15 protein-coding genes, 1 tRNA gene and 1 pseudogene are annotated in these 20,263 nt (G+C 43.9%); 12 read left to right on the top strand and 5 right to left on the bottom strand.

Features of this window, described 5'->3' with window-relative positions; all coding sequences use genetic code 11:
• Positions 1 to 293: 293 nt before the first annotated feature.
• The 4 genes from WHR59_RS18830 (at position 294) to WHR59_RS18815 (ending at position 3,534) form a co-directional block, all read left to right on the top strand.
• Positions 294 to 1,742, top strand: coding sequence for an EAL domain-containing protein (locus WHR59_RS18830; protein ID WP_043015297.1), 1,449 nt, complete (start codon positions 294 to 296; stop codon positions 1,740 to 1,742).
• A gap of 192 nt (positions 1,743 to 1,934) precedes the next feature.
• Positions 1,935 to 2,399: a methyltransferase family protein gene (locus WHR59_RS18825; RefSeq protein ID WP_220771335.1), complete on the top strand. Its 465-nt coding sequence runs from the start codon at positions 1,935 to 1,937 to the stop codon at positions 2,397 to 2,399.
• A 165-nt stretch (positions 2,400 to 2,564) separates the two neighbouring features.
• Positions 2,565 to 2,640: transfer RNA gene (locus WHR59_RS18820), tRNA-Thr, on the top strand.
• A 390-nt stretch (positions 2,641 to 3,030) separates the two neighbouring features.
• Positions 3,031 to 3,534 carry an AAA family ATPase gene (locus WHR59_RS18815; protein ID WP_338843374.1) on the top strand — a complete coding sequence of 168 codons (504 nt, stop codon included), beginning with the start codon at positions 3,031 to 3,033 and terminating at the stop codon, positions 3,532 to 3,534.
• Positions 3,535 to 3,830: 296 nt separating this feature from the next.
• On the opposite strand, the gene WHR59_RS18810 is transcribed toward WHR59_RS18815, so the two are convergent.
• From WHR59_RS18810 to WHR59_RS18795, 4 genes and pseudogenes are all read right to left on the bottom strand, one after another.
• Positions 3,831 to 5,225 carry a glycerophosphodiester phosphodiesterase family protein gene (locus WHR59_RS18810; protein WP_338843373.1) on the bottom strand — a complete coding sequence of 465 codons (1,395 nt, stop codon included), beginning with the start codon at positions 5,223 to 5,225 and terminating at the stop codon, positions 3,831 to 3,833.
• Between the two features lie 22 nt (positions 5,226 to 5,247).
• Positions 5,248 to 6,627 (bottom strand): glycerol-3-phosphate transporter, encoded by a 1,380-nt coding sequence (glpT, locus tag WHR59_RS18805; protein ID WP_075145105.1) that lies wholly within the window; start codon positions 6,625 to 6,627, stop codon positions 5,248 to 5,250.
• A gap of 1,075 nt (positions 6,628 to 7,702) precedes the next feature.
• A pseudogene (locus tag WHR59_RS18800) lies at positions 7,703 to 7,970 on the bottom strand (VOC family protein); the annotation flags it as partial.
• 232 nt (positions 7,971 to 8,202) lie between these two features.
• Positions 8,203 to 9,198, bottom strand: coding sequence for a LacI family DNA-binding transcriptional regulator (locus WHR59_RS18795; RefSeq protein WP_043015302.1), 996 nt, complete (start codon positions 9,196 to 9,198; stop codon positions 8,203 to 8,205).
• A 264-nt stretch (positions 9,199 to 9,462) separates the two neighbouring features.
• Here WHR59_RS18795 and WHR59_RS18790 point away from each other — a divergent pair, with 264 nt between their 5' ends.
• From WHR59_RS18790 to WHR59_RS18765, 6 genes are all read left to right on the top strand, one after another.
• Positions 9,463 to 10,701 (top strand): MFS transporter, encoded by a 1,239-nt coding sequence (locus WHR59_RS18790; protein ID WP_338843372.1) that lies wholly within the window; start codon positions 9,463 to 9,465, stop codon positions 10,699 to 10,701.
• A gap of 19 nt (positions 10,702 to 10,720) precedes the next feature.
• Entirely contained in the window at positions 10,721 to 12,157 is a 1,437-nt protein-coding gene (locus WHR59_RS18785) for a glycoside hydrolase family 32 protein (protein WP_043015304.1), read from the top strand.
• Between the two features lie 133 nt (positions 12,158 to 12,290).
• A complete protein-coding gene (locus WHR59_RS18780; RefSeq protein ID WP_422388594.1) occupies positions 12,291 to 13,523 on the top strand; it encodes an OmpG porin family protein in 1,233 nt (410 codons plus the stop codon).
• 14 nt (positions 13,524 to 13,537) lie between these two features.
• Complete coding sequence (locus WHR59_RS18775) at positions 13,538 to 15,031, top strand: glycoside hydrolase family 32 protein (RefSeq protein WP_043015306.1); 1,494 nt, start codon at positions 13,538 to 13,540, stop codon at positions 15,029 to 15,031.
• Positions 15,032 to 15,043: 12 nt separating this feature from the next.
• A complete protein-coding gene (locus WHR59_RS18770; RefSeq protein ID WP_043015307.1) occupies positions 15,044 to 16,057 on the top strand; it encodes an OmpG porin family protein in 1,014 nt (337 codons plus the stop codon).
• Positions 16,058 to 16,102: 45 nt separating this feature from the next.
• Positions 16,103 to 17,053: an aminoimidazole riboside kinase gene (locus WHR59_RS18765; protein WP_043015308.1), complete on the top strand. Its 951-nt coding sequence runs from the start codon at positions 16,103 to 16,105 to the stop codon at positions 17,051 to 17,053.
• 220 nt (positions 17,054 to 17,273) lie between these two features.
• Here the strand turns inward: WHR59_RS18765 and WHR59_RS18760 are convergent, their stop codons facing one another.
• Entirely contained in the window at positions 17,274 to 17,723 is a 450-nt protein-coding gene (locus tag WHR59_RS18760) for a GNAT family N-acetyltransferase (protein ID WP_043015309.1), read from the bottom strand.
• Positions 17,724 to 17,849: 126 nt separating this feature from the next.
• On the opposite strand from WHR59_RS18760, the gene WHR59_RS18755 reads away from it, so the two are divergent.
• Positions 17,850 to 19,319, top strand: a complete 1,470-nt coding sequence (locus tag WHR59_RS18755) for a PLP-dependent aminotransferase family protein (protein WP_043015310.1) — start codon at positions 17,850 to 17,852, stop codon at positions 19,317 to 19,319.
• 190 nt (positions 19,320 to 19,509) lie between these two features.
• On the top strand, positions 19,510 to 20,223 hold the full coding sequence (locus WHR59_RS18750; RefSeq protein WP_075145099.1) for a GNAT family N-acetyltransferase: 714 nt from the start codon (positions 19,510 to 19,512) through the stop codon (positions 20,221 to 20,223).
• Positions 20,224 to 20,263: the final 40 nt, after the last annotated feature.

Here is a 20,263-nt window from a genome sequence, read left to right as displayed (position 1 = left end):
TGTTAATAGTATTTGTGGTCTTTTGTTTTGTCTTGTGGTGAAAATGAGTAAAAGGATTTGTACTGGTGAAAATTAGGAATTTTCCTTTTTCGATATTTAAAATGGATTTACCATTTAATGGGAATACGCATATGGATAATTGTGATTATAAACTCTGAAACTACGTGATATGACTTATGGATAAAGTTAATTCACGAACCGCCTTATAATTGCTGGAGGCTGAAGGTGTTGTATATTCTCTCGTGTATATAACGAGGGACCTGCTATGCCATAAATTTAAGTTGGTGGTAACTATGAATACGAAAAAGGTTTTTCTGCTCAGTTATGATATTTTTCTTTTCTCGGGAATAAAAGCGTGGCTGCCTAATCTGGTACTGGTTGATGCGCGATCATTTATTTCTGGTACCCAGTCAGTTATTCCACGATACCCGTCCTGTTTGCTGGTGATCGATAACCGGTTACCATTGCTACTGGTCAGAAAATGGTTTCAGAGAAATAGCACGCAGTTTATCAACATAAACTGTATTGTTCTTCGGATGAATGAAACTCGTTCTGTTAATCGAGGATATGAGGAGTATGCATTCATAAATGGAAGAGAATTATCTGATCAATTGATTTCTCAGCTCAGAGCCAATTTAATGGCACCCAATGAGGTTGTGGAGGTCACTAAAGGTTCGACGATGTTTACTTTTCATTTGACTGAATTTGAAGAGGAAATGTTGTATGCATCATTCACAAAAGAAAAATTGCACGATTTTTGTATTGCTAACTCACTAACAACTAAGTCAGTGTATCGATATCGGGAAAGGATAACCGCTCGACTGGGATTTTCTCATTTTAATGAAACCATCATTTTTTTAACCAGGAATAATTTATTGCATGAAGGTTACCCGACAAACAATCATTCTGGTGAGAATGTAATTTACGGCGATGCATATGATGTCTCAGATTCTGGCCGACTGAGTATGGCAATAAGGAATGAAGAAATCATTCCTTATTTTCAGCCCATCGTAAATATCAGTGGGGATGTCTGTGGTGTTGAGGTTTTAGCTCGGTGGCCACAGGGCCATAATTATGCGATTTCTCAGCGTGAGTTTATACCTCTGGCTGAAAAAAGTGGCTTAATGAATGAGTTAACGAGCTATTTAATGACCACCGTTGCGCGTAATCTGGTCGACGGAAGCGAGGGTATAAATAAAACGCTATTCGTCTCCTTTAATGTCAGTCCATCAGGTTTAAGTAATCCTGTTTTTTATTGGGAATGCCTTAATTTTATGGAGATAACGCAAAGGCTACCGATAAAATTAATGATTGAAATAACCGAAAATCAGACTCTCACTATCACTCCAGCCATAAAAGAGCTGATACGATCGTTGCGAAACCGAGGGGTTCTGTTTGCTTTAGATGATTTTGGGACGGGATACGCTAACCTCTGCTATCTCAATGAGTTAGATCTGGATGTTATCAAAATTGATAAAACGTTCATCAAGGCTATTAAAGAAGCTGAGCAACATATCCCTATGCTCGAGTCAATCATTCATCTTTCCGGGCTCCTGGGATTACGCATGGTGGCGGAAGGCGTTGAATACGGCTATCAGCAGCAATGGTTGGGGAAAAATAATGTGGATTACCTGCAGGGCTATCAATTTTTACCGCCAGTGATGTTTGATGATTTTATGCGTTTTTACAAGCAGTCTGTAGGGCTGTTTGAATCAGCGTCGGATTCAACTTTTTCAGCGTAAACCTGTCGGGAACATCAGGGGCGGATGCCTCTGATGCCGGTATTTTTGCAGAGGTTAGTGCTACAGATCCTGCCTGTCTGGTGAAGGCGAAAGCCTGTTGTGAATGAAGCATCGTTTGTTTATGTGTCTTTTACAGGGTATTTATAGCGGTATCAGCGTTAATCAAACTGCTTCCGAGGTTAGTCCATAGCCATGCGTCATTTCCTGCAAAAATTAAGAGTCTGGTTTCCGCCGCCATTCATCTTAGTACTTTTCCTCGTTGCCGATGCGTTGACGGCGAGCCCACGTTTCACATTTGGCGCGGTAAATATCGTGATAAGCGCATTACTGGCCAGCGTCAGTTTGTGGATGATACTGCATACCGCATGGCAGATGCGGATGAAACGTACGACCCTGAACCCGCTTCATGCAAATAAATCGACCACGCTGGTTACCGGCGGATGTTACGCCTGGAGTCGCAACCCGATCTACCTTGGTATGAGCGGACTCCAGTTGGCCTTTGCCCTGTTCGTCGGCAGCCCGGCTGGCGTAGTGGCAGTACCGCTGTTTATGCTGGCGGTTGCCAGATTGCATATTGATTTTGAAGAGGAACAATTGCGAAAACATTTCGGGCTGGAATGGGAGCGCTATGAGCGACAGGTTCGCCGCTGGCTATAGTCTTACCCGACCGGGTACAAGCATTCCTGTCACGACACGATTCGTGCGTTATTGAAACCGGATGATGCAAAATTAGGCGTTTGATTCACAAGGCCATTGACGCATCGCCCGGTTAGTTTTAACCTTCTACCCCGTGCTCACATTCGTGGACATGTCCTTTTCAGGGCCGATATAGCTCAGTTGGTAGAGCAGCGCATTCGTAATGCGAAGGTCGTAGGTTCGACTCCTATTATCGGCACCATTTTACATTTCTCCCTGGTTTATCGAAATCAACGTAAAGTCCGTATACTGCGGTTTCTGGCCCGTGTCTTATCTCCTGTTATCAACTGGACTCACCGGAATCAAGTCACAGTTGGGGGCATAATTGGGGGCATTCTGTGTTCGGTTTAGGGAGATACCCCCAATGAAGGTTAATGCGTGACAGGTAGACGTTGTTAAACCCTGAGATAGGCCTATAAGCTCGCAGATTATGCTGGTTTGTATTAGGAGGTCGTTCTTTCTATTCTCGATAAGTGCACTGGTTTAGGTTATGGTAATAGTTAATGAGCGCTAAAATTGCTTTGAGTGCAAATCGGAGGAAGTTTCGATTGTGAATAATTATACTTAATAACCAATTATAAAAGAGGAGAAAATGAAAAAGGTTATTATTATCAATGGTGCGATGGGGGTTGGTAAGACGACAGTTTCAAGAGCTTTATGTGAAATCTTACCCTCTAATGTTTTTTTAGATGGTGACTGGTGTTGGGATAGCCACCCCTTTATAGTCAATGATGAAACGATTGAGTTGGTTAAAAAAAACATAACAACATTACTTAATAATTTTATTGGTTGTTCCGCCTATCAGTTCGTCGTTTTTTGTTGGGTACTGCACGACAAGCTACTGTTAAATGATATTTGTAGCAAGATAGATAAAGAGTCATGCAATATACATATTTATACTCTTACTTGTTCTGAAACGGAGCTGCTGAAGAGATTAAATAAAGATATATCTTGTGGTGGTCGTAAAGTCGATATTATACCGCGAGCACTTTCTCGGCTAAATTCGTGTAACTTATTGGAAACGCAGAAAGTTGATGTCGAGGGCCAAACTGCAGAACAGGTAGCCGCTTCACTCAAAAAAATGATTATGAAATAATATGACAGGACCGCATTGTTGAAAATAACGTTGAGAACATGTCATCGCTGTAGACAATTGCTCTCAATTTTCATGATGTTACACAGACGACCCAACGCCACCTTCTCAAAATACGCGCAAGCCAGACGCAGAATATTGATACTGCTGCGCAGCTCGTAGTTTTTTCCCGCTCTGGCATCTTTCGAATGCTCACGTTCATTGGTGTTTAGTCAGCCTGCCAGTCCCATTTCTCAATGAGTTTCATTTCCAGGATTCCCCCGACAAAGCCGGGGGTTACCAAATTTAATTATCAATTATCATAATTTAGTTAAGTTTGAATCCTCCGTTGAGGACAAGGTTTTTATCGCTCCCTCAAATATACCACGCGCATCTATAGCTGTCCCAGTATAATCAGTAAACACTCCATCGATACCAGCCTCATAAAAGTCAAGAAGTTCATTAATAGGTTGGTTATGGTAAATACCTGCCAAATACTGTTTTTCATTCCTGAAAGTAAATGAATGTACTAATAATCCTAATCTATGTGCATTAGCAATTACTTCATTAGGCTTAACTGAATTCACTAACTTTATATCATTGCGATTACCTGTTTTTTTTGTGTTGAGAAATGTCATGACTTCCATTTTCCATGGCCCAATAATATCAGCGTATGTAGCAATTTCTTTTAATTCTGCGGGTGTAAACATACTTCCAAAATAATCAGGGTTTCCTTCAACAGTCCAGCTGTATGGACGACCAGATACAAACGTAAGATAGTTATTTGTATTATAAATAACTTTCCCTGTGTAATAATCTACATTATTTCCATCCATTAACTGAATAACCCTGGTCTTTAGCCCTTTAGATCTTAAATATTTTAGGCTTTGTGGATCAAAACTTTGTACTATAATTGGAGATTCTTTTGAGTTTAAGTTGTTTTTTTCAATGACTTTCAAGATAGAATCTTCGAATGGATGTGAACCTAATGTCCCACATCCATTTGCGATAGCCTGACCATTATTCCAGATCGGGTTTTTTGATTCAGGGTAAATACCAATTGTACGTCCTGTACGCTTTGTTTCTTCCTTGGCTATATCAATAACTTCCTGGAAAGTTAAAATTGGGAATTTACCATTTAAAGAAGATGGTCTATCAGTAGCAGCATCAAATGATGTACCACCTATCCAATCTTTTAATTCTTTAAGCGTAAAGTCACTAACAGCCCAATCATTAGTATGATCTTCACCGTCTACAATTAACGCTTTTAAGCGTGATTTATAATCGTTAGGATCAACTAAATCAGTCAAGTATTTATCCGGACCATGATCTTTAACTTCACGCTGCCATTTTATGTCTACATAACGTCCTGGAATGGTTCTTTTCCTTTTAGCAACCTCTGGATTAGTTTTAGCAACTTCCTCAATATTTGTATTATCCTTCATCCAGGGATTATGACGTGCAATTAATTGACAATCCTTTGTCATGTGCAAATCAAGTTCAAGGTAATCAGCACCGTTTGTTGCTGCTGATTCATAAGAAGGTCGTGTCTCTTCTGGCATTATACCAGGATAACCACGATGTCCTATAACTAAAATATTATGACCGATTTTTGTCTTATTAAATGCGATATCATCTTTAGTAGTAACCTCTTGTGCCAATAGCATTTTAGGTAACAATGCCATCATTAAAATGCTTAAAATTTCCTTTTTCATAAATATTATGCCTTATATATTGTTAAATGCCTTTTGGTGCCAATAATTCGGCTTCTTTTTTTTGAATTTCTAAATGATGCCTTTTCTCAATCAGCATGGTCCACGCAAGTAAAATGATTGCAATGATACAACCTATTATCATTGTTAAAAAACCGCCATTCCAACCAAAATGGTCAACCATTATACCAACTATAGCGTTTGCAGCAGTAGAACCCCCTAAATAACCGAACAGGCCTGTAAACCCTGCCGCGGTACCTGCAGCTTTCTTAGGAACAAGTTCTAACGCATGTAAACCAATCAACATTACAGGCCCATAAATTAAAAAACCTTCTGCTGTAATACACGCAACATCTATACCATAATGGCCTGGAGGATTAAGCCAGTAAATAATAGTACAGATAAGTACTAAAATCATAAATACTACTCCAGCAGCTCCCCTATTTGTTTTAAAGATTTTATCTGATACCCAACCACAAATTATAGTGCCCGGGATGCCTGCATATTCAAAGTATGCATAGGCCAGAGATGATTGCGTTACCGTAAAATGTTTAACTTCCTGTAAGTAGGCGGGTGACCAGTTTAGTATTCCATACCGCATCAGATAAACGAAAATATTTGCCAGTGCAATCAACCATAATGCTTTATTTTTCAGAACATAAGTGACGAAAATCTCCCTGGCACTGAACTCTTCCTCATCTCTTTTAGCATCGTAATCTTCAGGGTATTCGTTTTTCCATTCCTCTACCGAAGGCAATCCACAGGACTGCGGGGTATCACGTACCAGTATGAAAGCAATAATTGACAATACAATGGCCGCAAATGCGGGAAGGTAAATAGCAGATCGCCAATCTTTTAACCACCACATACCTAAAATAAATAGCAGAGAAGGTACGGCACCACCAACATTATGTGCACAGTTCCACACAGCGACAATTCGTCCTCGCTCCTTCTTCGTCCACCAGTGAACCATAACTCGCCCACAGGGCGGCCATCCCATTCCCTGCAGCCAGCCATTAATAAACAGTAAAATAAACATAACTGTCACGCTTGACATGGCCCAAGGGACAAATCCCATAAATAACATGACAAGCCCGGACAACAGCAACCCGAAAGGAAGGAATATTCTGGCATTGGCTCGGTCAGAAATGTTGCCCATAAAAAATTTCGACAGTCCGTATGCTATCCCTACCGCAGATAGCGCAATTCCCACATCGGCATGCGAAAATCCCTGCTGAATAAGATGTGGCTCAGCCAATGCAAAATTATTCCGTACGAAGTAATAACCAGCATAACCAAGAAAGATACCAATAAACAGTTGAAAGCGCATTTGTTTATATTCGCCATCAATTTTCTTATCGGGGATTTTTTCTTTGTGCTTAGGTGGTTCAAATAATTTCCACATAATTGATGCTCCATCAAAAAATCACTGATTTCTCTAACGACTCCCAATTGACACCATAGTCTTGTAATAATGCGTAATGCTCAGAAAAATGATTTGCCTTGTCTCAAGACGATAGAATGCATGACAGGAAAAGCAATTCATTCATATCCAGAAACATAAAGTTCCTGGGTAAGAAATATTCCCCTGCCATAGATTAGAAGTCGAGACTTAATACTGCAGGTAGACCTTATAGCATGCAATATGTGCTATGTTGTGACCACATTCACATTACATTATTAATTTCGAAATTAACTACAAAAATAAATTAAGTCCTGGTGTGAATTTAATCAGTTAAATCAATCAATTAAATCATAACTTGATGTCAACACTCTAATTCGGAATTTCAATATTTAAATGTATGTACAATTTTCACCGTGATACAAAATGTAATATCAAAAGTGAAATAATTTATTTCGACTGTAAGTTGTGTAAGTACCTATATCTGTGTTCATTGGAGTTGCTTGATTTAGGATGGGGAGATCATTAACGTTGAACTTTTCCCTGTGCAGGTTGTGGCCCTTGAGATCCGCCACAGACAGAATTTGTTGTGTAATGTTGTCGGCTCTGGGCTGTTCAATGACAACGATTGCGCAGTACCAGATTATTAGTGAAACGCCTGCTCTTTGCCATATATGGGATTACCCTAATAAAGGTAAACTGCCTTCTGAAAATAGAGCCCGCAGGCATCTCAGTTCTATGCAATTCACATAACTTACTCGTCTTTTGACCGACAACGTTCATCTTACAACTGTGAGTATCGTTACCTTTGTCATGTAACGATTACCACGTTTCACCCCTCGTGTCGTATTCATGTCTTTTCATCTTAGGGGAAGGATTTAATCCGCTGTTTGGTTCTAAGTTTTTTGAACATGTCTTGCGTGCAGTCGTAGAGCAGCAACTTTTTATAAGGGATCACCTGGGCTGAAATAGTGATCTCGTTAAGTATCCCCGTAGACAGAACTGCTGAGTAATGCATCCGTCCGGGTACTGCCGCATAATAGATAGACGCGAGCTTATTGCCATCCGGATCACATACTTAGGTACTACTGTAGTAGCCCTGACCATACTGCGGGCCCATGCCCCGGCGCGCCTTCATCTTTGTTGCCCAGGCTTAGTGCGAGTAGGTACAACTGCTTAGTATGCTAGACGGAATGCGCTTTCAGCGCCACCAACGTGCCGTTACCAGCTCTGGCAGGTTGTCAATCAAAGGGGCAGCTGATGCACAGGCCAACGGAGTGGTTGCCGTTGAACGTTCCTCACGGCACACCTTCTTCATTACGCCTGGCCTGCGGTTGCCCAAGTAGTTTTATTCTGATTAATAAACATACAATTGACGGCGAGAGGACTTAGGGGGGGAACGATTTTTGAGCACTGGTGAAATCAAGACTCGAATTCAACTCAATCGCTATGGCAACGGCCCGATATCAGGAAAGAGGAACATAAAGATGAGTTTCAGGTCATAATCATAGCCTGCGCCAGCAGTACCTGATGGTTATCCCGTCATAATGACGTAAATGGGGGAACCTGTCGGCATGTTCAAAATGATTCTCGTTGTAGCCAGGGGCTGTCGACCAGAATTTTCTCCCGGTGGCTGTCGCCATTGATAATGTGCAACGTACTTAACCGACCAATCTCATAATGTGGTAACTGGACTGTGGATAGCGGCGGTAAGAATAAATTTCCAATCCCGACGAGGTTATCGTATCCCAGAACGGCAATGTCCTGTGGGATGCGGATCCCCTGTGTTAACAGGGTCTGATATACCATAAATGCGATACGGTCATTACCACAAATTACCGAATCAAATTGTGGGATGCCCTGAACTATATATCTCAGCAAAATGTCCGGAATATCACGATAGTGTTCATCTCCATATTGCATATAGCAGTGATTGAGCGTGTCAGGATTAATATTGGCTTCACGGCAGGCACGATCAAGCCCCCGACGGCGGCGTCGTGTTGCTAAATGGTTGACCGGTAAATGCAAGCAAAGAGGGCGACAGTACCCCGCTGATAATAGCGCCTTTACTGCCGTATACTGCCCTTGTTCATCATTGGGAATATAGCTGGCAACGGGTTCTCCTTTATTCTCACAGTTGGCCAGTACGCAAGGATGCTTCAGCAGCCTGGAAGGAACGTTCACCTCACGTAATCCCATCGTGGTGAAAATGATCCCTCCGGGTCGGTGTGCGAGTAGTAGATCAACAATATCGTCAGGATTGTCATCAGCAAACATGTTAACCACGAAGCTATTCCAGCCGTACGCGCGTGCGGTTTCCTCGATAGACAACGTAATGTCCACTGAAAAAGGGGTTGTGACAGTATCCAACGCGAGCACGCCAATCGTTTTATTCCTGGAACCGACACGACGAACCTGGCGGGCAGAGAGGTCCGGTACATAATTGAGCTGTAATATAGCCTCCTGTACCCTGGACAGGGTTTCTGGCTTCACACGTTTCGGATCGTTCAGCACCCGAGATACGGTCATTAGCGATACATTGGCCAGTCTGGCCACATCTTTTAGAGATGCCATAGTCTTCCGTAAAAATACTAACTACCCAATCCAGATTTTGTACCCAATCCATCTATTAACGGGTTGTGAACAAAGACAAATACCTATTCTAGGCATCGAACCATGAAGAATTGCAAGCGACGATAAAAAATGTGAGCTTGATCCTAACATAATAATGTTAACGTTAACTTTTGTGATTAACATCGATTATCGCGCCAAAATCAAGTGTACCTGCAAAATGTTAACGTTACCATCTTGACATGTCATTTCCCTGAGATTACGTAAATGAAAAAAAGACCTTCTCGCAGCTATCTGCTGCTCAGCGCGCTGTTGTTCTTTTTCTTTGTGACCTGGTCCTCATCAAGTTCACTCCTCTCTATTTGGCTGCATCAGGAAGTGGGACTAAAGGCGTCGGAAACCGGAATTATCTTTTCCGTGCTATCCGTCTCCGCGCTGTTTGCTCAGGTTTGTTATGGCTTTATTCAGGACCGACTAGGCTTACGCAAACATCTGTTATGGTGCATCACCACATTACTCATTCTCTCCGGTCCCGCTTATTTGCTGTTTAGCTATTTACTGAGTATCAACATTTTGCTTGGGAGCGTATTCGGCGGTTTGTTTATCGGGCTGACATTTAACGGCGGTATTGGCGTTCTGGAGTCCTACACCGAGCGTGTTGCGCGTCAGAGTACCTTTGAGTTTGGTCGGGCACGCATGTGGGGGTCTCTGGGCTGGGCTGTGGCTACGTTTTTTGCCGGGCTACTGTTTAACATTAACCCTGACCTTAACTTCCTGGTGGCTTCTTGCTCTGGGATAATTTTCTTCTGTCTGCTGGCCCGCTTAAAAGTCGCGGCTCCGGCAAGCATGGAAAAACTCGAAATCGGTGCTAAAAAAGTCTCTCTGGAAGATGCTCTGAATCTCCTTACTCTTCCACATTTCTGGGCGTTGATATTCTTCGTGGTCGGCACCTGCATTTACGGCGTATACGATCAGCAATTCCCTGTCTATTTCTCTTCACAGTTCCCGTCATTAAGAGAAGGGAATGAAATGTTTGGCTATTTAAACTCTTTCCAGGTTTTTCTGGAGGCCGCTGGCATGTTTTGCGCCCCCTGGTTGGTTAACCGTATTGGCGCTAAAAATGGCTTGATATTCGCAGGAATGGTGATGGCGATGCGTATGATCGCTTCCGGGCTGGTGGAAGGGCCACTGCTTATTTCCATTACAAAATTACTTCACGCTGTCGAACTGCCGATATTGTTAGTCGCCATTTTTAAATACAACAGTCTGAATTTTGACAAGCGTCTGTCCTCCACGATTTATCTGGTTGGATTCGCCTGCACCAGTTCAATTATTGGCACCGTACTGTCCCCACTGGCAGGCTTTAGCTATGAAAAATTTGGCTTCGCCCAATCCTATCTAATCATGGGAATTATGGTGTTTTGCACCACGTTTATTTCCATTTTCCTTTTGCGCTCAAATAAGTCCTCATCTGAGCCATCCTTTTTGCAGCAAAACGTTGCGTAATGTACTGAGAGTAAAGACGATGACATCCTTGTTAGAACAGACCGAACAGACGCTTGAAAAAGCACAAGCCGATATTAATCCGCGTTGGTATCCGCGGTATCACCTCGCTGCTCGCGCAGGCTGGATGAACGATCCTAACGGCCTGGTATGGTTTGATGGGTGGTATCATGCGTTTTATCAACATCACCCTTATTCTCCTGAATGGGGACCAATGCACTGGGGGCATGCTCGCAGCAAAGATCTGGTGCACTGGGAACATATGCCAGTCGCGCTGGCGCCGGAAGGTCCAGCAGATGTGGACGGCTGTTTCTCCGGCTCCGCCGTGGTGGATGGCGATACGCTGGCGCTGATTTATACCGGACATAAATTTCACGGTTCGCCAGACACAGACGACAATCTCTACCAGGTGCAGTGCCTGGCAACCAGTCGTGACGGTATCCATTTTGAGCGACATGGTATGGTCATTGATACACCGTCAGGACTGCATCATTTTCGCGATCCGAAGGTATGGCGCGAAGGTGAGCGCTGGTACATGGTGGTCGGTTCCCGTGTGGAAAATACGGGGCAGGTTCGTCTGTATAGTTCATCCGATCTCCGTAAATGGCAAGACGAAGGGATATTTGCCGAGGCTGATGAAGGAATGGGATATATGTGGGAATGCCCTGATTTCTTTACTCTGGAAGGGAAGCGGGTGCTGATGTTTTCTCCGCAGGGGATCGCGGCGGAAGGTTATCGCAATCGCAACCTTTTTCAGAGCGGTTATTTACTTGGTGAATGGCAGCCCGGTCAACCATTCACCCATGATGGACAATTTATTGAGCTGGACCACGGTCATGACTTTTATGCTCCGCAAAGCTTTCTGACTCCGGATAATCGTCGCATTGTTATCGGTTGGTTGGATATGTGGGAATCGCCGATGCCTGAGCAGCAGGACGGCTGGGCCGGAATGTTGTCTCTACCGCGTGAACTGAGCCTTGGTGATGACTATCGGGTGAGGATGAAACCCGCTGACGAAGTCACCGCGCTGCGTGGCAGCTATTATCCAACACCCGCGTGTTGCCTGCGTAATCAGAAAGTCCTTATTACGGCTGATGCCGAAGCGGTCGAGGTACAACTGGTATGGGATCTGAACGCCTCTACGGCTGAACAGTTTGGTATGGCATTAGGGGATGGACTAAGAATTTACGCCGATAATCAAGCTCAGCGTCTGATAGTGGAGCGTCGCTATCCAGAATATTCGCTGGTAGGAACTCGCAGTATTCCGTTGCCAGCAGACGGTTTACTGACATTACGTATATTTATCGACCGCTCATCAGTAGAGGTATTTGTTAATGATGGTGATGCGTGCTTAAGTAGCCGAATATATCCTCACCCGGCCCAGCGCGATCTTTCACTGTTTGCGAATCATGGAGTTGCCACATTACAGCAAGCCGGATACTGGTCTTTAGATAAATAATATAGTCCCGATTCGCTTTACCTCTTACATTGTGAGCTTTTATTTGTGCCAGTCTTTGGCTGGCATATTTTGCCTAAAATAATGAGATAACGAAATGGATGAAATATTAATGCCTCACTATCGCGTTTCTGCGATGAATATCAAAAGGCTTATTTTAAAACAGAAGATACTAGCCTGTGTTATAACGTCAGTCACAGCGTTTTCCGCTATCGCTGAGGATAATACAGAACAACCAGTTACTTATACAGGAAACTATCAAAGCTATTTTCTGGATGAATCTGAAACCAACGTAACGAGTACATCGCCAACAATTAAAGGTAATGAGCAAACGTCACGTAACGCTGTAGGTAAAACGGCGCTGCCAACGACGTCGTCCAAGCCTGCAACGTTATCCGCAGCAACTGAAAATAAAACCTATGAGGTGAATGCGAATAATAAAGGAGATTCCCCAGAAGATGTCAGTCTGTTGCGTTTAAGGCAGGAAGATCCTCCTGTTCACTGGAACAGTATTGGCCGCAATATGGAGGCTGGTGGTCTACACGGAAATATTGGAACTCAGATAGAGATTGATGATGTTCGTTGGAGCGATAATAAGAAAAATAGTGGCAAATTCAAACTTGCCACTATTCAGGCTTTTTTAAGGCACGACGAGCTACCCAATTGGTACTTTGGTTTCTGGAACGCCCGCGAGGATAGCTATAAAGGTCAATTTAGTAACCAGGATTACAAGGGCACAAATACGATCAATGAGTTTTTTGTCGGTCATATTTTTGAAACCTGGCGCGGTAATATCGGCACGGAGGTCATGGTTGGTTCAGAAACGGCAACTAAACGTTGGAAAAGCAGGTATAAAATCTGGCAAGACCTGCGACTGAGCAACAAATGGAGCCTGGCCGGTTACGCCTATGGTGAATACCAGCCGCAGGGCAACGAGCCGGGGAATGGCGATCTTGAGCAATATATTTTTGAAATCGAGCCTGCTATTCAATATCGCGTGAATCCCGATCTTGGTCTGTATTTGCGGCCCTATTATTACTATAACCGGCAGGAACGCGAGAGCTGGGGCGATATTGTAGAAGAAGAATGGAAGGTTACGGCTGGACTCTGGCGAAACTGGTATCCTCTGTTAACCTCCCTGTATTTAGGCTTCGGTCAGGACAAAATAGATAACGCTAGCAATGCTAAAGAAATTTTTTATGACGGTCGTTATAAATTCATTGGCGGTACCATCAGCTATCCAGTCTTTGGTGAAGTTCGATTATATGGTGAATTCAAAGCACAATTCACAAAAGAGTCCGGGCTCTGGACTTCTACCGGCCATTCGTGGAATCCCTTTACCGTGGTTGGCGTGAACTATAACTTCTGATATTCAGGTGTGATATGAAAAAAATAATATTAGTGGTATCTGCCGCTCTGTTGGCGCTTTCGCTTATCAATATGCCAGCCTGGTCGCAGCCGTCTAAAGAAACATTACACAATAAAAGTATTAGCTATGTTAATGATTTTTTTCCGCGGGTAGAAGGTTCTTTTATTGGTGACCCAATGCCTGTTTATAATGATGGTGAATTTGATATTTTTTATCTTAATGATGTGCGCGGTGGTAGCGATTTGGGGGTCCATGCTATTCATTTGCTATCGACTACCAATTTATATAACTATCAGAACCATTCCGAAGTGATTCCTTACGTTAATGACGTTGACGACCCTGAACTATTATTAGGAACCGGTTCGATTGTGAAAGTTGGCGATACCTGGCATGCCTGGTATACCGCGCACAATGAAAATGTGTTTCCGGTTGAGTCCATTATGCACGCGACCAGTAAAGACCGTCTTCACTGGGTGAAACATCCACAAGATACGATCCTGCCAGGCGATAATTATCGCGGGAATGACTTCCGGGATCCTCATGTTGTTTGGGTCGAAGAAAAGAAAGAGTACTGGATGTTAATTACTACCCGTCGCGACGGGCGCGGTGTCATTGCCCGGTACAGTTCAACCGATTTGAAGAACTGGGAAGACCGTGGTGTATTTTTTGATAATGACACGATTACCAGTAACTCTAACCTCGAATGTCCGACACTGGTTTTCTTTAACGGACGTTGGTATCTCAGCTTTAGCGACCAATGGCCGCTACGCCTGACCCAGTACCGGGTTGCGGATAATCCTGATGGGCCGTGGCGAAAGATGGACAATTATGCGGTCGATGGCTCGGGGTTTTACGCGGGAAAACTGGCGCTTAAAAACGATCGTCTGTTTGTTTTTGGTTGGATCCCAACCAAGGCAGGAAGCAGTGACAGTGGCAACATTGATTGGGCTGGAAATTTGGTTGTTCATGAGCTCATCGCGGATGAGCAGGGGCAGCTCAAAAGCATCCTCTCGCAGGAACTTCAGACAGTCATTAATGACAACCCCGGTCCGGTGACCACCTTAAAAAGCGGTAAAATGCTAAAAACAGCAACACAGTTTGGTCCATTACAATCTGCGGTATACCCACCGCTGCCCAAACGAGGTGAGTTAAGTGCAACGATAGATATCCCCTCTGCCGGAATGGTGATGAGTTTTGGTCTGATTGACGACAGGGTGAGCGACGCAAAGCTCAACGTTGTGTTCAATAAGAGCAAAGGCAAGGTCTATTTTTTCAATGCACCACTTGCCTCTATTCATCAGGCGAACGCGGAGTCATGGGTAAATGTTCCTCTTGATGAGAAAATAGAGTTACGTGTTTTGCTTCAAGACTCAGTTGCTGTTTTTTATATAAATAACAAAGCCGCATTCAGTACCCGAATGTATTCCATGCCGGAGAAACCATGGAGTATTAGCCTGCCGCAAAATGATAATTTTCACGCCACATTGAAAATAAAAGAAATAATATAACGAGATATTACTATGAAAAACTATCATGCCCTGTCTGTTATTTTTGTTCTTCTGTTTCCGTCGCTGGCGAATGCGAGCATGAGCATCATGAAGGATGCATCGGGAAAAGTTATTGCTGTGGATCCATGGTCTTATCTGGATGAAGACGTGATGTGGACCTCAACCCGTTCCTCCAACCCCGCCGGTGGTCGTGTTCATGGTCAACTGAAAATGAAATATGCCATTGAGGACAATAACTGGCGTAACAGCCATTTCCACAGCGGAAATGATTCACTGACATTTGTACAAGGGGTGATGCGCCATGATGCGTTACCCGGCTGGTATTTAGCATTTTCTGAAGGTAGAACCACCAACTATAACGGGACATGGGAGGATCAAACATACCTCAGCCAAAATCAGTGGACTCAGTTGATTATCGGCCATGAATATTTCTACAAGCGTCTACGCTATGGCTGGGACGTCATGGGAGGAAGTTCTTCCATCGAGGATCGGTGGCAGGGACGTATCAAATTCTTTACCGATCTGCGTGTTACGGACAACTTCTCATTCTTTAATTACCTGTATCAGCAGATTGACCATCGTCGTAATGGGGGGGCACAAAATGATCGGGATATACGTTCTTTTCAGATTGAACCTGGCGTTCAATACATTATTAACAATACCACCGGAGTTTGGTTCCGCCAGCAATTCGCTTCTGCAATTTTAGACCGTGCGCAATGGGGGGATATTGATGAAAAAAGTTGGACATCATCAGTCGGCGTCTGGCGTAACTGGGGTAAATTATCCACAACATTTAGCGGTGGATATGGGCATTATAAGAAAAATAATGCGCGGGATGAAGATGGAGAGGTATTCCAGAATACCCGTAACCGTTTTCTGAAATTGTCAGCAAATTATCCATTGACCTCTCGGTTTACGGTGTCCGGGGAGATTACCGGTTCGTTAATAAACCAGAATGGCAGTTGGGTCACTAATGGTGATGCCATAATGACCGACTATAAGCTGATGCTGGATTATAACTTTTAACAGTCACGTTTAAATAAATGCGTTAATTATTGTTGAGGAAATACCATGATTATCTGGACGCTTGGCGATGCGGTGGTGGATCTTTTACCGCTTGCAGACATGCAATATCAAGCTTGTGCAGGAGGAGCGCCATTCAATGTGGCAATTGGTACTGCGCGTTTAGACAGACAAAGTGGTTTTATTGGTCGGGTTGGTGATGACGATTTTGGCCATTTTCTGAAAAAAACATTGTTCGATGCAGGCGTCTCAACCACAAGCCTTCAGTTGGATAATCAGCACCAAACCAGTACGGTGCTGGTCTCACTGGGTAACGGTGGAGAACGCGGATTTACATTTTTAACTAATCCCTCCGCGGATCAATATTTAACACCCGCTGCGCTTCCAGACTTCAGCGAAGATATTCTGCACTTCTGTTCCCTGGCTCTGGTTGCCGAGACTTGCCGTGATACATTGGCTACCGCAATCTGTCAGGTTAAGAAATGCGGCGGATTACTGAGTTTCGATGTGAATTTACGCGAACAAATGTGGCCTGATAAATATGAAATGCTCAAGGTGGTGCGCCAGTATTCTTCACAGGCTGACATTCTTAAGCTTTCAGAAGAAGAGTGGTACTGGATGACGGGTACACACGATTTTGCCCATGCGCTCGACGGCCTAAAAGCGCTTCCTGCACAATTGAAAGTTGTGACCTACGGAGCGCAAGGCGCAATGGTGCTTTGGCAGGATAATGTGATCCATTTCAACGGCTATGCCGTCGATAGCATTGATACAACTGGGGCAGGGGATGCTTTTGTCGCCGGTTTGCTGGCCTGGCTGGCAGACAACCGGATGCCAGAGTCCGTTGAGCAGCTCCACCAGGCTATCGCCTGGGCCAGTGGCTGCGGTGCGCTCGCGACAACCCGCAAGGGGGCGCTGACCGCACTGCCGGATATCGAAGCGCTGAATGCTTTTATTACGCAATGTCATCTACCGGACTACGAAATAAAAGACGTTTAAGCATAATAACGGCGAGTTTAATAATTTTAACTCTCTATGATCTTTGTGAATGTCCCCGCATCCATCATCGGATGGCGGGGATTTTTACTTTATTTTTGCCATACCGGCTCTTTACCTTTTTGATGCTTGATAGATACATCCTCTGAGTATATCTACTCAGAGGCTAATCTTTTATTTTTTAGTATTGAATAATTAATATTTGTCCTGAGTATTACTTTCCTCACATACGATATTCGATCATCCCGCTCTTTTTGGCAACCCAGTCATACAGTCGTTGTCCACGCAGGTTAGTTTCATGCGTGTGCCAGTATAATCTTGACGCGTGGTGATTCTGTGCTTGCTGTTGAACATACTCGATAAGTTGTTTCCCGATATGTTGACCACGAACCTCTTCACTAACAAATAGATCTTCGAGATAGCAATAATTTGATTCTGCCCAGGTTGAGCGGTGAAAGAGATAATGCACCAGACCCACTATTTTGCCATCATATTTCGCGACAGCACAATAAAGAGGTTCACTCGGCGTAAGGAAACGCTCCCATGTTAATTTTGTTACTTCATCTGAAATTTTAGTACGATAAAATGTTTGGTAATTTATCCATAAAGGAAGCCAGTTGACGTAGTCTTGCTGTTTTGCGGCTTCAATAGTAATACTGTTTTTGTTGTTCATATATCTCTCCTGATATTTTATAAGAATAATGTGTTAGGATGATGATCCTAAGGTTTTTATAAATTATCGTAAAGAGACACTTTTCATCTATTGATAGGATCCACTTTTAGCGTAAAGGTTAATACAATGAAAAAAAATAATGCACCTTTATTTCAAGGATTTGTTTTAGGAAAAGGTGTCGTGAAAGAACAGGTCTACCACACTCTTCGTGATCACATTCTTGCAGGCCGATTACCAGCAGGAACGAAGATGCCTTCAACCCGGGCGTTGTCCGAGATGATGTCAATTTCACGAAACTCAGTGATTGCCGGTTATGACCGGCTATTAGATGAAGGGTATATCCTGACCCGCAAAGGGTCTGGAACGTATGTCGCACACAATATTCCGGATCGGAGTATCAGCAATAGCTACCCAAATGTGCAGTCGGGGGGCGTCGTCGCGCCTGATGAACAGGTTCACAGCCGAGATAATCCTGTTCACGATTTATGGTCAAATGAGTATGAAGGGCGCGGCATGAACCGCCTATTCGCGGTTGGCGTTGGCTGTACGGATCTCTTCCCGCATGCATTATGGGGCAAGTTGCTGCAACGGGTCTGGAGACAATCCCGACATCAACTGGGGGCTCACACTCATCCTTGCGGATACCTTCCTTTGAGAAAAGCAGTTTGCCACTACATTAAAACAACGCGTGGAGTGAACTGTAACGAAGAACAGATAATCATCGTAAATGGTATTCAACAGGCATTGAACATCACTGCACGAGCGCTGCTGTCGACAGGAAGTGAGGTTTGGCTGGATGACCCGGGTTACAAAGGCGCCCGAGGGGCTTTTATGTCTGTTGGCGCAATGGTGAGGCCGGTACCGGTAGATAGCGAAGGAATGAACGTCCGCTATGGTATTGATCATTTTCCTGACGCTAAGCTCGCCTACGTTGTTCCGTCGGATCAATACCCTTTAAGTGGAACGTTAAGTTTCTCCCGGCGTTTTGAGTTGCTGGAATGGGCGAGGTCTAACCGGGCATGGATATTTGAAGATGATTATAATAGTGAATTCCGTTATGCCGATCGTTCTTTACAAGCATTGCAGGGATTAGATCAGAACCAACGGGTAATTTATGCCGGAACGTTTTCTAAAATGATGTATCCAGAGTTTCGTTTAGGTTTTTTAGTTGTCCCGCCAGGCTTACAAGAACAGATTATGGTGACGAAATATTTTACCGATCTCGGTACCAGCTATCTTGAGCAGGCAGTGATGGCCAATTTTATTGGGGATGGACATTATGCCAGCCATGTGCGTCGAATTCGCAAGGCGTGTTATGAAAGAAGAACTGTGCTGGTCAACGCCATTCACCAATATCTGGCTGATAAAATGATTGTCCAACCTTCGGACTCTGGGGTTCATATTGTGTGCTGGCTTCAAAACGGATTGACCGGAAATGAAGTCGAGGAGAAAGCCAGAGCTCTCGGAATGGGGATACTATCACTGAGTCGTTATTATCAGGGAGATGTCTCGCGACAGGGAATTTTGATTGGTTTTGCTAATCATCCTTCTGAAGCAATTATTGATGGAATACGCCGTCTGGCTCAGGTTATTTAAATTATAGTGTATTCGGCTCTTATCATTAATGCTGTCGTGCGCTTTTTTGACTACGCCTAAAATATGATGTCTGTTTTTTGCACAATGAAATACTGTGGATCCGTAAAAAACACGCATTGTGGTTCTTTTGGTCGGGTTGGTTTGATCATATTCTGCGCGGGTTTAGTCCTGTTTTGTAAGAGGTGTGGATATGTCGGGCAGCTTTAATCAATTCCATCAACCCGTAGGTCAGTCTTTGTCTGACTGGAAAGGTGCTCCCTTTCCACTGGTTCAGCAAATGGCAGGTCGCTATTGCAAGCTTGAACGTATTAACGCCGAACGCCATGCAAAGGATCTTTATGAAGCGTACGGCGAAGCAAGCGATAATCGTGACTGGACATATCTGCCAGTTGGGCCTTTTGAAACATTTGATGTCTTCCTGGTTTATGTAAAAAAGATGGAAGAACAGACAGATCCAATGCATTTTGCTGTGATCGATTTAGTCAGTATGAAGCCTGTTGGTACGTTTGCACTGATGCGTATTGATCCCGCAAATGGTGTGATTGAGGTAGGGCATGTTTCTTACTCCGTTCGCATGAAGCGCACGCGAATTTCAACGGAAGTCATATCCTTGCTTTTAAAGTACGTTTTTGAGGATCTGGGCTATCGCCGTTTTGAATGGAAATGTGATGCCCTCAATGCGCCTTCCCGTAGGGCGGCAGAGCGCTTTGGCTTCAGTTTTGAAGGTATATTTCGGCAGGCTATCGTTACCCGCGGACGAAATCGTGACACCGCATGGTACTCAATCATTGACGGCGAGTACCCGATACTCCGTCCTGCCTACGATTTGTGGCTCGATGAGGGTAATTTCGATAGCCAGGGACGGCAGATTAAACGTCTTGGGGAACTGATGGAAAGGGGATAAAAGGCTCCTCGAATAAACTGGGTGATTTTGGCGGTGAAGA

The organism is Citrobacter europaeus (genome assembly GCF_037482245.1).
GTDB classification, from domain to species: Bacteria; Pseudomonadota; Gammaproteobacteria; order Enterobacterales; family Enterobacteriaceae; genus Citrobacter; species Citrobacter europaeus.
Note: the sequence above shows the minus strand (reverse complement) of the source record. Positions and strands in the feature narration are given on the sequence as shown.

Excerpts from the sequence above, each read along its gene's own strand:
- WHR59_RS18830 (WP_043015297.1), top strand. The coding sequence starts at position 294 with ATGAATACGAAAAAGGTTTTTCTGCTCAGTTATGATATTTTTCTTTTC.
- WHR59_RS18825 (WP_220771335.1), top strand. The coding sequence starts at position 1,935 with ATGCGTCATTTCCTGCAAAAATTAAGAGTCTGGTTTCCGCCGCCATTC.
- WHR59_RS18815 (WP_338843374.1), top strand. The coding sequence starts at position 3,031 with ATGAAAAAGGTTATTATTATCAATGGTGCGATGGGGGTTGGTAAGACG.
- WHR59_RS18810 (WP_338843373.1), bottom strand. The coding sequence starts at position 5,225 with ATGAAAAAGGAAATTTTAAGCATTTTAATGATGGCATTGTTACCTAAA.
- glpT (WP_075145105.1), bottom strand. The coding sequence starts at position 6,627 with ATGTGGAAATTATTTGAACCACCTAAGCACAAAGAAAAAATCCCCGAT.
- WHR59_RS18795 (WP_043015302.1), bottom strand. The coding sequence starts at position 9,198 with ATGGCATCTCTAAAAGATGTGGCCAGACTGGCCAATGTATCGCTAATG.
- WHR59_RS18790 (WP_338843372.1), top strand. The coding sequence starts at position 9,463 with ATGAAAAAAAGACCTTCTCGCAGCTATCTGCTGCTCAGCGCGCTGTTG.
- WHR59_RS18785 (WP_043015304.1), top strand. The coding sequence starts at position 10,721 with ATGACATCCTTGTTAGAACAGACCGAACAGACGCTTGAAAAAGCACAA.
- WHR59_RS18780 (WP_422388594.1), top strand. The coding sequence starts at position 12,291 with ATGAATATCAAAAGGCTTATTTTAAAACAGAAGATACTAGCCTGTGTT.
- WHR59_RS18775 (WP_043015306.1), top strand. The coding sequence starts at position 13,538 with ATGAAAAAAATAATATTAGTGGTATCTGCCGCTCTGTTGGCGCTTTCG.
- WHR59_RS18770 (WP_043015307.1), top strand. The coding sequence starts at position 15,044 with ATGAAAAACTATCATGCCCTGTCTGTTATTTTTGTTCTTCTGTTTCCG.
- WHR59_RS18765 (WP_043015308.1), top strand. The coding sequence starts at position 16,103 with ATGATTATCTGGACGCTTGGCGATGCGGTGGTGGATCTTTTACCGCTT.
- WHR59_RS18760 (WP_043015309.1), bottom strand. The coding sequence starts at position 17,723 with ATGAACAACAAAAACAGTATTACTATTGAAGCCGCAAAACAGCAAGAC.
- WHR59_RS18755 (WP_043015310.1), top strand. The coding sequence starts at position 17,850 with ATGAAAAAAAATAATGCACCTTTATTTCAAGGATTTGTTTTAGGAAAA.
- WHR59_RS18750 (WP_075145099.1), top strand. The coding sequence starts at position 19,510 with ATGTCGGGCAGCTTTAATCAATTCCATCAACCCGTAGGTCAGTCTTTG.